We start from the raw sequence: 12346 nt of genomic DNA on the forward strand, positions 1-12346 counted from the left end.
ATGCAGCTATTCATTAAGGTTGATAAGGATCCTTCTGACCCATTGGAATTGGGGGATGTTGTTTTAGTGATACAATGTGTTCTTCCAATTGTTTCAGTGCTGCCTTGGGGACCCATGTATGAGGAAATAGCACATTGTCTCTTTCCTGGGGATCATCATAAAGGTTATACACACGTGGCATGGTATATGTGTTTTTTATTGTGTTCCACCCTTCTTGTTCTTCAAAATGCAGTTTCCAGTTTTTCCATTTAACGCCAAAAATTTCATCACCCATATAAACAATAAAACCGTCACGGCCGGATTCTTTCGATTTTCCCAAGAAAAAATTACTCATATCAATACCATCTATAATCCTGTCTTGAGGCAACTTACTCCCCGTAATGGCAGCAAGAGTCGGGAAAAGATCCATAGCATGAACAATCTCATCACTAGATACTCCCGCTTTAATTTTACGTGGCCATTTCACCACAAATGGCACCCTTAAAGCGCCTTCGAATCCCGTAAACAAAGTGCCTCTCCATGGGCCCGAAGAGCCATGCACGGATGTTTCTACAGTAATGTTCGTACCATTGTAACTTCCTGCTTCCGGACCGTTATCTGCTGTGAAAATAAACAAGGTGTTATCTGCAACTCCCAGGTCATCAATTTTATCTTGTAATTCACCTAGATAACTATCGATCTGTAAAAGAATATCAGCCCAGTTTCCATTGCCGGATTTCCCTTTAAAATTAGGATGAGGCATGGGTGGAAAGTGAGTAGCCGTATAGGGAAGATACAGGAAAAACGGTTGCTTATTTTCCACACTTCTTTCCATAAAATCTTTTGCTTTGTCTGTAAGATCACGATCTATCAAGGGTCTGTAATCCAATTGATAAGGCCTCACTTTTTCAGGTTCTGCACCTTTTTTAGAACGCATCACATAGGATTCAGGAACACCACTTTTTTCAAACCCTGCCAGGGAAGAATAGGCCGATTCATCTGTAGAGTTGGGAATCCCATACCATTCATCAAAACCCTGGTCAGTTGGATACCTGCCTTTGGTTCTGCCCAAATGCCATTTACCAAACATTCCCGTGACATATCCATTATCAGAAAGCATTTCAGCCAGGGTTACTTCCCAATCCACAAGACCATATACTCCCTCTCCCAAAGGAACTTTTCCATTTCCGCTTCTAATCGCATACCGACCTGTCATCAGAGCCGATCGCGAGGGAGTACATTGTACCTCAACATTAAAGTTTGTAAACCGTAGACCTTCATCGGCAAGTCTGTCCATTCTGGGGGTGGCAGCACCGCGTATAATTCCGCCTCCATTAAAGCCAGGTTCACCCCAGCCAAAATTATCCATAAATACAATCACAACATTCGGTTTTTCCTGTGCCTCTATAGCCGATACTAAAAATATGGCAACAATAAATAGGATCATTTTTACTTTCATACAGATTGAATTAATTCGTTTCATTTTTTTTTAACTGTTTAATCAAGGTCGTAGTTCTTATTGATACCAACTTCTAATTCCGTCACAGCAATACAAACCGTTCAATAATTCCTTAAAGTCTGATTACACTTTTTTACCTCTGGCTATTAATAGAATCAGCCAATTTATCAACAGATAACTAATGCACATAAAAATAATAACAAATTTTAATGTCGCAAAATAGAAGGCCATCAATGACCAGATCTGTTTTAAATCTCCTAATAAAAGCCGAATCAAGGCAATGTTTTCAATAACATCAAAAAATGCTGCTACAAAAATCATCCATATAAATAGGGTATGCACCCTGTTATACCATCTTCCATGGCCAATATGATTATTAGCTTTATACAGCAATATGGCGATAAAACTTGAGTAAATCAACAAAAAGAGAAAATCAAAACCCAAGCTTAAACCTGCACTGGCTCTTGCATTGGAATCCCAGGAATTCAAAATGGCCTCAGAGGCTGTTACATCTCTCGCCAGTTCGTATGAAACAATTCCATTTGTGCAGATGTCATTATGCAGCGGAGTATCAAAAATTCGCATGACGGCAATATTCAAAACAACTGCAACAAATAATACAATGGTAATACGCTTGTTATATGTTTTAAGAAAGAGTTTCATACTTTAAAATTATCTTTGAGTTTAGTCACATAGAAGATCCTCGAAGGTGAGGTCTGCCTAACTGCATGAATCGAACAATCTCTGTGGCAATAGCTTAGACCTTAAATTTGCTATTTTTCATATAAACAATGCCCCACATAATCAAGACCAATAGTAAGATAACAAAATAAACACTTGTCAATACGCTTTTGGCAATTGTAAATGTGTTTGAAGTATTAACCATGCTCTCAGTCAGTTCCGGGTATTGACCCAACATGTTGATAATACTTATATTTTCTAAATAATCAAAAAAACCGGCCAACAAAGGAAGCAGACAGGCATACACATAAGGTCGCTGCAACTTATTTAATTTTTCTAAGAAAAATCCTAGAATCAAACAGTAGGAAATACCGAAAAGTAACGGATATACCATATCCACAGGTATCTGTTGGGTAAGATACACCTGACGCCCCTTTTCTCCTAGGGAACTGAATAATTCATTAACATAATTCAAATCATATCCCGTAGGCATCATATCCAACAAGTTCATACCATTTGAAAAACTCATTGTTTGAGGGATTGTAAGGCCTAGCATTAATAAATAAACCGCATTGGTCAACATAAAAAGACCGAATACCTTCTTGCCTTGTATGTTATTCTGTATAACTCTAAATAAACTCTTCATAATCCAATATAATAATCAAATAAACTTCACCCTTACGGTTTGGTCCCATTTCAATTCACTCTATATTTCAATTCCAAATAAAATAATTAAGGTCAATATCCCAAAACAAATCAAACCACTTATCCCGGCATTGAAGATGACCTTATTGCTTGTTTCTTTTTTCTCAGCTGCAATTCTATGCTTAAACATAAGGGCTAAAATAAATGGCCAGAACACTAAAAAACCATATCCGTAAAATGTAGTAGGATGGTACAGATCCTCCATGGCATTTCTGATCAGACCAAAGAAAACATAATCCATGCCGGCCGCCAGGATAAGAAATATGAGCCCTATGAGCACAGCACCCCTCATTATTTTCATTTTAGGATAGGTGACTAAAGCCAAATAGGTCACATAGGCCCACAAGACAGGTGTTAATGTCAGCATGAGTGTAATGCCCAAACTGGGGCTATAACTCCATGGAAACCACAACAGCAGATTCGATGCCCAATATGCCGAAAATCCAAGCACAGAAGTAAAAAAGATCCATTTTTTCATGCTTCAAATAGTATGGGGTGATACTGTTTCGTAAAATCGTCAACATCACTTTTAGAAATGGGATCGGGATAAGACATGATCAGTAATTGCAATGATTCCCCTCCTTCTTCCATAGGTGGAATCTTGTACTCATGAGAGTTCAAATGAAACCCTGTTTTTTGGTAAAACCTTATTCTGCGCTGTTCTAAATCCGAGTTAGGCAACTCTACTTCTAAAATGATTGGTTTTTGGCTTTTATCTATAAACTGTTCTAAAATTAGTTTTCCAAACCCCTTATTTCTAGCGCCTTCAGCAATAGCAAAATGCTCGACAAATCTCACATCATCAAATTCCCACCAAAAAAACAATCCAATAAATAAATCTTTTTCAACAATAACATCTACATGGAAATTTGTATTTGTGAATAGCTTCACTTGAGAATCAATAGATCTGCGCTCTTCTTCTGGAAAGGCATTTTCATATAAGGTCCAGGCTTCCGCAAAATAGTTGTTTGAAATATCGTGAATCCTTAGGTGTTTCATTTTAATTCTTTCATTCCGATGCTGACCCCTGTATACTTACTTCCCAACACTACGTATGCAAATGAAAGTACCGGAAAACTCTTTTATAGATTAAATGTAGGTATTTAAAAACGTAAACTTGTCTATTGATGGCTGTTTATTCAATTTTTATTTAATGACAAATCTCAAACACGCTTATCAAAATAAACGTACACGATAAACAACAATAAATAGATGATGAGATAGAACAGGTAAAAATTTCTGAATTTTTTATAGGCTGCGTTTTCAGGATAAATATTTCCAAAAAGGCCTTGGATCTCTTTCCAAAACACAGGTTTTATATTTATCAGCCAACTATCTGTTTGATAGACGATTTTACGGAATTTACTTCTGTAATATCCCAAAGGCAGGCCCCATACCAGAAAAAGAATAAACCATATGTTTTTAGAGATAAAATCCATCTTCATTTATTTTTGGGAAACCATGGAAAAAAGGCGTTCGTTCTCTGAATATAGTCTTTGTACAATGGCTTAGAATCTTTTAAGGATTTTTCCAGCAGGCTCACCCCAGACACTTTTATAATAAGTAGCGTCATCACGACCGCACCAACAACCTGCCAGTAACTTCCCGCCGCGATACTGAATAGAGCAAAAGCCCACCATACAGCGGCATCGCCAAAATAATTCGGATGACGCGTAAATTTCCAGAATCCGGTATCCAACACTTTTCCTTTGTTTTCCGGGTTACTTTTAAAACGTGATAACTGATAATCTCCTCCCGCTTCAAATGCAAATCCAATGAGCCAAACTCCTATGGCTATCACATCTAACAACGTCAGATCTCCGGAACTGTCACCACTACTTACTCCTAAAAGAGTTACAGAAATAATCATCATCAATACGCCCTGCAATAAAAAGGTTTGAAAAAAGCTGAACCACCAATAGCGTTCCGGACCATATTTTCTGCGGAATTCCTGGTATCTGAAATCCTCTCCTTTCCCAATATTTCTAAATGCCAAATACAGCGTAAGTCTCAAGCCCCAGATAGTCACCAAGGCCAGAATAACTATTTTTCTATCGGTCAGCTCCCCGGACATAAATACATAAAAGGTATTTAGTACCACAAAACCAAAACCCCAAAAAATATCAACAATACTAACGTTTTGAATCAACACACTCCATACCCATAGGAGAGTTAGGAGTACTAAAATGATGGCGGCGGCCTGAAAGAATAAATACATCATAGAATTGCTGGTTGATAATGACTGCTGTACGAAGTTATGCATTAAGTTTATAGAAACCCGACCTTTAAATACTATTTTGAAGTGTATTTCCTTCGATATTCAAAACAATGACCACAGCATCATGTAGGGTCAATTAATTACTTAATTTTTTTTCAAGGTATTTCTTCTCTGTATCAAGAAGTTTCCAATCACACCTACGAACAACACAGTCGTTGATACAAGCAAAGAAATAATAGCTCCGGTCATAAATACCATATTTCTGGCTGTGTCATTCACTGCATTTTCATGTGCCGTACTGTAACCTGCTGTTCTTTCAGATTCCTCAATATAACCGTCATTATTCATATCAAAGGACATATATTCGGACCAATAATAAGCATCCAACCCACGCGCAATTAGGATTAAAAGTATATACGTGCTAAAAAAAACCAATCCACTTACCCAAAAACTAAATAAGAAGGAGCTTCTGGGTATTTTTTTCCTATTTCGCAGTAACGTCGCAATGGCCAATGCACTGATCAGTATTGGAAGAATCACATAATTAAACATCCGAAACAAATTTAATCCCTAGCCAAGGTATCTATATCCAGACCTTCCTCTTCATACTGAATGGCAGTATATGAAATAATCTTCCAGGTATTTTCTTTTTTGACCAAGGTGATGGTCGCTTTTGCTACAGTTTCTTCACCAGACTCACTGGTCCAGCTTTGATCGAAAGCAACCCAGGCCAAATTCATATCGTGAAAAATAAGATAGTTGGAATTTTCGAAAGTTGATTTGATCGGCTCAGGGTTTTCTTTAAAAAACGTCTCCAAACTTCCGCCGCTTTTTTCCCAACCTCTAATCTGAGCAAACCCAGCTGCAGATACATCCAACCGTAAAACTTCTTCACTATGATCCCAATAAGAGGCCCATTTCTGATAATCCTTTTCCATATAAGCAAGAGTTTCACCTTCCACTACCGCTATAAGCGCTTCTTTAACATCCTCATCACTCAATACCTTTCCTTCCTGACAGGAAAAAAGTACTATTGCAAGGAGCACTAACATATATTTTTTCATAAAAATCGTATAGATGGTTCTTTGGCTAAGGCCTGATAGTAAAAATTTAAAAAATATTTAAAAAAGACCCGCTTTTGTAGGAGCAAGATAATAATTCTAATTAGTTTTAGACTCTTCGATCAGGCTTAAATACCTTCCTGAAGCATTGCCTGTCATTTCTTCATTTTGCAATATGGCAACACCATTGACAAATACATGGATAACACCACTGGCATATAAATTTGGTTGTTCGAACGTGGAATTATCTATAATCGTTTCGGGGTTGAATATCACGATATCTGCCGGCAATCCATTTTGAATTCTTCCCCTGTTTTTGAATCCTATAACATCCGCCGGTAAGGAAGTCATTTTGCGCACCGCTTCCTCTAAGGTGAGCAGTTTTAGATCACGGGAATAATGGCCTAATACTCTGGGAAATGTTCCGGTACTTCGTGGATGTCCTGAAGATTTATTTGATTGTTTTATATAGGAACCGTCACTGGCAATCATATTCCAGGGTTGCAGCAGAAGTTTTTGCACATCTTTCTCGTTAATGCCTCCTAAGGTTATAAAACTACTTTCAGTTGCTTGCAAGATCAGATCACAGAGAGCATCAAAGGGATCCATATGCTTCTCTTCAGCTACTTCAGAAAGGTACTTTCCTACAAGTTCAGGGTAATCCTTGCTACTGGTAATTCTCATACTACTATATCCCGTCGCTTTTAACCAGGCAAATCCTCCGTTTTCACCTTCTTCACTTACCTTCTTAATTTCTGCCTTTTTAACTTCATCAGTTAATACTAATTTTAAAAGACCTAAGGCTTCAGCATCATTTCCACTATTCCATTGTTTATTAATGGCTCTGCCCTCCTCCATATCAGAAGGAAAACGAATAATTTGTTCCAACTTTTCAGTTTGAGCACCATCATAAGGGTACTGATCAGATACAATGGTAAAGCCATCGTTTCTGTATTTATCTACCATCAAAATAATTTCATCGATAGCTCCTTCATTATGCAAACCAACTGCCTTCAGATGTCCTAATTTTCCGGGTATTTTTGCACTGGTTGATATCTCAATTACTTCACGATGTGATTTAACAAAAGCGTGCACCGGATTACGGACATGAGAATCATAAATCCCATTGTACAAAGCCACTTCTTCAGACAAAGCAATCAGTTCATCCGTGTTGCTGTAAATGCCGGGTTCGTACATCAAACCTGTTGAAAGACCTACAGCTCCCAGTTCCATGCCCTCTCTCACTAACATTTTCATTTTCTTTAATTCATCAGCTGTCGGTGTTCTGTTTTGATCCTTTTTCATCACTGCTTTCCGAATCCCGTTATGCCCAACATAGAAGGCTACATTGGTTCCAATTCCCTCATCATCATAGACTTCAATTAACTCCTTAATAATTGACGGTGCCCAATATCCATCAGGTCCTCCGACGATGGTAGTAACTCCCTGACGTATAAAGCCTTCATTTAGTTTTTTCTCCTCTCCTTGCAAAGACCAATCCGAATGATTGTGCACATCAATAAAACCAGGAGCGATGATAAGACCCGTTGCGTCAATAGTCTCTTGTGTTTGTACTTGCTCTCCGGGTTTTAGCAATTCCATCAATCCGTTTCGAATCAATAAATCAGCTTTCAATGCTGGATTCCCAAGACCGTCAATAATGGTTCCGTTTCTAATTACAACATCCGCAGATGACTGTTGACCATATGATACAACCATTGAAAAACAAATCAGCAAAAAGATACATTTCTTCATAATTATTTTTTTTAGAATTCTAAAACATTTACTATCATTCTAAACAGCACTATAGATAATTTCTTTTTCGGCAACCTGCATGGATTCTTGCCTGTAATTATGAATGCTGCTAATTTTTTATTTACCAAAATTCTTTTTAACAATCATATCAAGCTTCGTAGATATCAAATTTTTCAGAGATAGATGTCATCAATTCAGGATCAGAAAAATCTTTGTCAGTCAATTGCGAAAGGGTTTCTAAGAAAATATCAAATTCTCCATCCTTAAATACGGTAAGCATTTTCCCTCCCTCCTTGCAGAGGGCTTCATGCCAAACATTTGGTGGAACAGTAATCGTATCACCTGGTTCAAGCATAATGGTTTCATCATCAAAAACCAATTCCATCACCCCTTCCAGCATATAGAAAATCTCCGTCATTAATTTATGATGATGCCGCTTTAGACGAAATCCAGGCTTTAAGGTGTCTTCAATGATACATAATTCGCCATTCGTATCTTTTGATGACAATTTTATAAAGCAATGATCCTGAGAGTAGTTATAATTTTCACCTCCTCCATTTTTAACGTATTGTTGCGATGCACTCATATCAGTTCAAATTGGTTTAAAGTAGATGTATGTGAGGTCTGCCTTTAACAGACCTATGACATACCCTACAAGATACACATAATTGAAAAAACAAGATGGTAAAAATCTTTGGTTCTTAAAGATCCCAGGAGAATAAATTACTTTTTCTTTCCGATAATATAAAGAGAATCATGGGCATCAAATTCTTTATACGTCTCGACGGACAGAACTTCAAAAAAGTTTTCATAGACTTTTCTGAGCGTCATTTCGTTGTGATAATTTACAAAAAGACCTTTAAATATTTCCGAACCTTCACCGCTCCAGAAAGAATGACAAATGATCCCACCCGGATTTAAAACACGCTGCTGATTTCCGATAGATTCGACCAATTCATGATCTTTTAAATGATGTAGTACCTTGTTGGAATAAATTCCATCAAATTTTTTATCTGTGGCCAGACTTAGGGCATCCAATTCAAGAAAGTCACCTTGAGGATTGTCAGCTTTAAGGTATTTTAGAAACTCTTGAGAATTATCAGAACCTGTAACCTTGTATGTCTCGTTTAGAATTTTCCAATCGGTACCGGGACCGGAGCCAATTTCCAGCAAGCTTGAGTGCTGATGGAGCACTTTCCTGAGCTTCTCAATTAAATTTCTTCCATTAACATCTTTTGCTAATTCGATATACTCCTTAACTGACGCTTCTGTTTTATAATAATTGTCTGCCATAAGTGTATGTTTCTTTCTGTATAATATGATATTGTAAATAATCTTCCTTTAGCAACAAATCATCCAACAGAAGCTACATATTAAAAACGCCTCCATTTATATCGAGAGTAGCACCAGTGATAAAACCATCGTATTCAGATGCTAGATACAAGACTGCTCTCGCAACATCATCTGCATTTCCTGCCCGCTGAATAGGAATACCAGCCGTTGTCTCAGCGGCCGACTCTTTTGTTGTATGCGTGTTATGAAATGACGTACCAAGGATCAGGCCTGGTGCCACCGCATTGACCCTGATTCCTTCAGGTCCTAATTCAGAAGCAAGTGCTCTGGTGAAGGTCAGGATGGCTCCTTTGCTCGTGGAATAGACCAATGAACCCGGATGCCCCCCTTTTCTTCCGGCAAGAGATGCCAGGTTCACAATACTGCTGTTCTCATTTTTTGCCAGGTAAGGAGCCGCTGCTCTGGTCACAAACATCATAGACGTCAGGTTAATATCCATTACCTTATGCCAAAAATCGGCTTCCATATCGTTCAATAATTTACGCGCAACCAAAGAGCCTGCATTATTGATCAAAATGTCTAAACCACCAAAGGTTGTTACTGTTTTTTCGACCATGGCATTGGCCTCAGCTTCTTTTGTTAAGTCAGCACTCACAGCAATCGCATTTTGTCCTTTTCCAAGGGCGTATGCTGTCAATTTATTTGCAGTTTCAGCACTGGAAAAATAGTGAATGGCAACGTTTGCACCATTATCAATAAAATGTTTAGTTATAGACTCTCCAATGCCTTGAGCCCCGGCCGTAATCAACACGTTTTTTCCGTGTAGCTTGTTATTTTTCATGTTGTTCTAATGTCAAAAAAATGTATAAATAGCAGTGGTAAAACACCTTATATTCTTCAATGCAATCTAAAATATGCAGTTTCTATCAGCAAAATGGAAGACGATCAAGGAGAAATAAACGATGATTTTTTTAACCACCGTACTAAAATAATTAATTCACTTGAATTAGGCTCGAAAAACCAATAAACCATTGTATTAAATCTCAAAATCTATAATTCTCAGAAGTAGTTGAATGGACCCATCATAAAGATGTCCATCGAAAGAAACTATGACCATCTCCGTTGAAAATGGTAACGTGAACAGCTAAAATAAAATTACACGTGCTGATCAATCAAAATGGTATTTCCATCCGGATCCGTAAACATTATACTTGCAGGTCCCTTTGATGTCTCATCTACCTCAGAATCCAGGGTCATATTTTTTGATTTTAAGTGAGACTGTATTTTTCTAATATCGTCATATGATTCGATGGCATTAGCATTCTCGTCCCAACCCGGATTAAAAGTCATAATGTTTTTCTCAAACATTCCCTGAAATAAGCCGATTAATGAATTTCCATTTTTCATGATCAGGTACTTCTTTTCTATATCACCGGCAAATACCGTAAATCCAAGATATTCATAAAACTCTTTTGATACGCTGATATCTTTCACTGTCAGACTAATTGAAAAGGCTCCTAATTTCATAATTGGTTTCTAAGGTTGCGATTATTTTTATATGATGAAGTTACAAAATAATTACGCTGCCTCCTGCAAATTAGAAAACCAACAAGCTCAGAGCATCACTTAGGAGCATATTTCTCTCCTTTGGTCAGTTCCATTTTTCCTTCCAGATACCACACTCCCTTATACCTAACAGCTTCGAAATAAAAATGCTTATAGGCGGAATTCTTCAATTCTGTATGAATCAAAAAAGGAAGGTATGCATCATCATTTGAAGCATATTTATATAAAATCATAAACGCTACCTTCGACCAGTCTATGTTATTGGTTTCGCTCAGATGCACCATTTCCTGTAAGTTCTTTTCAAATCGAGGAATGGTCTTTTGATCATATACAGTTTCGTATTGAGCCATTAAAGAATCTTTATCCTTACTATCTATATCCTGCAGGTTATTTGCTTCATGCAATTTCAGCGCCTCTGCCTTTGGCAATAGGGTCGATTTAAACCGGATTCCATCATTGTTTACAATACTCTCCACCAGGGTATTCCCGAGTGCTTCTTTACTCTTACTCTGAGCATGTCCGAGATTCCCAATCAAAAATACTGAGCATAGCAAGCCGATCAGCATGGCTTTTTTAAAATTACTAATGATACCTGATTTTAATGAGTTCTTTTCCATTTTTTCTATTTTGAGCTTATATATATAACTAATTCAGTCCGCTTGTTATTGTTTAACTTTCAAAAAGGAATTTGGATCCACAGTAATAAAATTAGGGTGATCTGAAAAAAAACCAACCAGATGCCTTACATGACCGCTGCCAAAAATGATCAAAGCCTTGTCATTTTCACCTGTGTGTTCCAAGATGTTGCGGTAAATAAATAAATTTCGTTTATACCATTCAGCCGCCATGTCCACACCTATATTATTAAAATCAAAAGAACGCATTTGATAAGGCAATCCGTCAAAATCCATTGCTTTCTCCTGATAGGTAAACATAATATCAGCCGTATCCTTTACCTTGATCGCGATATTATTGTAATAATTATGGTTATCTAAAATTTGCTGCCAGTTGTTCAGGAAGACTAAATTTTCTCTGACAGTACTTCTATTGAAGCGTTCCTGCCTTTCTTCCATTTGATTCTTATAAGTTGCATTATATGCTTGATAACTACTAAGTGATAAAGTGTCTGCAATGAAATCAACATAGGGTGCCAAATATGCTCCCTGATGATCTGCGGCAATGACCTCTTTAATACCTAATTGTTTTGCCAATCGAAATCCAATTTGATATACTTCATTCCGCCCGCCATTGATATCCTTTAAAGACAGCTGATCATTGATATAAAGCCCGAACAAGCTATCCAGTTTATGCTGTTGTTCCGGTAAGAATTCAACAAATATTTTAGTGGGTTCATAGACTGCCAGTAAATCAACAAGTTCTTGGATCTCCTCTTGCCTGATCTCAGAAAAATAGTCATCAATTTTCAGATTATATGTATCCTTACCAGGATTATTAAAATGGTATACTCCTAAAATCAAGGCATGATTCATCGTTTGGGGCGATAATTCTGATGGCACTTTTCCATTGCTTTTTGAATCACATCCCATGATCATAACTGACAGGAGGAAGCAGATGAGTAATTGTATGTTATTCATATGATATCACAGTTGTTTGATTAAAATGTAAGAA

At 37.4% G+C, this 12346-nt stretch carries 16 protein-coding genes; all 16 read right to left on the bottom strand.

Going from position 1 to position 12346, the window contains the following annotated elements:
* Positions 1-13: 13 nt before the first annotated feature.
* On the bottom strand, positions 14-1438 hold the full coding sequence (locus ACR2MV_RS02680) for an arylsulfatase (RefSeq protein WP_434020351.1): 1425 nt from the start codon (positions 1436-1438) through the stop codon (positions 14-16).
* Between the two features lie 123 nt (positions 1439-1561).
* Positions 1562-2101: a hypothetical protein gene (locus tag ACR2MV_RS02685; RefSeq protein ID WP_434020352.1), complete on the bottom strand. Its 540-nt coding sequence runs from the start codon at positions 2099-2101 to the stop codon at positions 1562-1564.
* A gap of 94 nt (positions 2102-2195) precedes the next feature.
* A complete protein-coding gene (locus tag ACR2MV_RS02690) occupies positions 2196-2765 on the bottom strand; it encodes a hypothetical protein (protein ID WP_434020353.1) in 570 nt (189 codons plus the stop codon).
* A 60-nt stretch (positions 2766-2825) separates the two neighbouring features.
* A complete protein-coding gene (locus ACR2MV_RS02695) occupies positions 2826-3302 on the bottom strand; it encodes a hypothetical protein (RefSeq protein ID WP_434020354.1) in 477 nt (158 codons plus the stop codon).
* Positions 3299-3823: a GNAT family N-acetyltransferase gene (locus ACR2MV_RS02700; protein ID WP_434020355.1), complete on the bottom strand. Its 525-nt coding sequence runs from the start codon at positions 3821-3823 to the stop codon at positions 3299-3301. The genes ACR2MV_RS02695 and ACR2MV_RS02700 overlap by 4 nt, the downstream gene beginning before the upstream one ends.
* A gap of 164 nt (positions 3824-3987) precedes the next feature.
* Positions 3988-4263 (bottom strand): hypothetical protein, encoded by a 276-nt coding sequence (locus ACR2MV_RS02705; RefSeq protein WP_434020356.1) that lies wholly within the window; start codon positions 4261-4263, stop codon positions 3988-3990.
* A gap of 2 nt (positions 4264-4265) precedes the next feature.
* Positions 4266-5045, bottom strand: a complete 780-nt coding sequence (locus ACR2MV_RS02710; RefSeq protein WP_434020357.1) for a DUF1295 domain-containing protein — start codon at positions 5043-5045, stop codon at positions 4266-4268.
* 141 nt (positions 5046-5186) lie between these two features.
* The gene (locus ACR2MV_RS02715) at positions 5187-5594 is read right to left on the bottom strand and encodes a hypothetical protein (protein ID WP_434020358.1); all 408 of its coding nucleotides are present in this window, start codon (positions 5592-5594) and stop codon (positions 5187-5189) included.
* Positions 5595-5605: 11 nt separating this feature from the next.
* Positions 5606-6106: a hypothetical protein gene (locus tag ACR2MV_RS02720; protein ID WP_434020359.1), complete on the bottom strand. Its 501-nt coding sequence runs from the start codon at positions 6104-6106 to the stop codon at positions 5606-5608.
* Positions 6107-6202: 96 nt separating this feature from the next.
* Positions 6203-7858 carry an N-acyl-D-amino-acid deacylase family protein gene (locus tag ACR2MV_RS02725; protein WP_434020360.1) on the bottom strand — a complete coding sequence of 552 codons (1656 nt, stop codon included), beginning with the start codon at positions 7856-7858 and terminating at the stop codon, positions 6203-6205.
* Between the two features lie 148 nt (positions 7859-8006).
* The gene (locus tag ACR2MV_RS02730) at positions 8007-8444 is read right to left on the bottom strand and encodes a cupin domain-containing protein (RefSeq protein WP_434020361.1); all 438 of its coding nucleotides are present in this window, start codon (positions 8442-8444) and stop codon (positions 8007-8009) included.
* A 137-nt stretch (positions 8445-8581) separates the two neighbouring features.
* Positions 8582-9151 carry a class I SAM-dependent methyltransferase gene (locus ACR2MV_RS02735; RefSeq protein ID WP_434020362.1) on the bottom strand — a complete coding sequence of 190 codons (570 nt, stop codon included), beginning with the start codon at positions 9149-9151 and terminating at the stop codon, positions 8582-8584.
* A gap of 73 nt (positions 9152-9224) precedes the next feature.
* Positions 9225-9992, bottom strand: a complete 768-nt coding sequence (locus ACR2MV_RS02740) for an SDR family NAD(P)-dependent oxidoreductase (protein ID WP_434020363.1) — start codon at positions 9990-9992, stop codon at positions 9225-9227.
* A 314-nt stretch (positions 9993-10306) separates the two neighbouring features.
* Positions 10307-10678, bottom strand: coding sequence for a VOC family protein (locus ACR2MV_RS02745; protein ID WP_434020364.1), 372 nt, complete (start codon positions 10676-10678; stop codon positions 10307-10309).
* A gap of 95 nt (positions 10679-10773) precedes the next feature.
* Positions 10774-11334: a hypothetical protein gene (locus ACR2MV_RS02750; RefSeq protein ID WP_434020365.1), complete on the bottom strand. Its 561-nt coding sequence runs from the start codon at positions 11332-11334 to the stop codon at positions 10774-10776.
* 45 nt (positions 11335-11379) lie between these two features.
* Positions 11380-12312, bottom strand: a complete 933-nt coding sequence (locus ACR2MV_RS02755) for a DUF5694 domain-containing protein (RefSeq protein ID WP_434020366.1) — start codon at positions 12310-12312, stop codon at positions 11380-11382.
* Positions 12313-12346 lie beyond the last annotated feature (34 nt).

Origin of the sequence: Lutimonas sp. (assembly GCF_051011215.1) — a bacterium.
Lineage (GTDB): Bacteria > Bacteroidota > Bacteroidia > Flavobacteriales > Flavobacteriaceae > Lutimonas.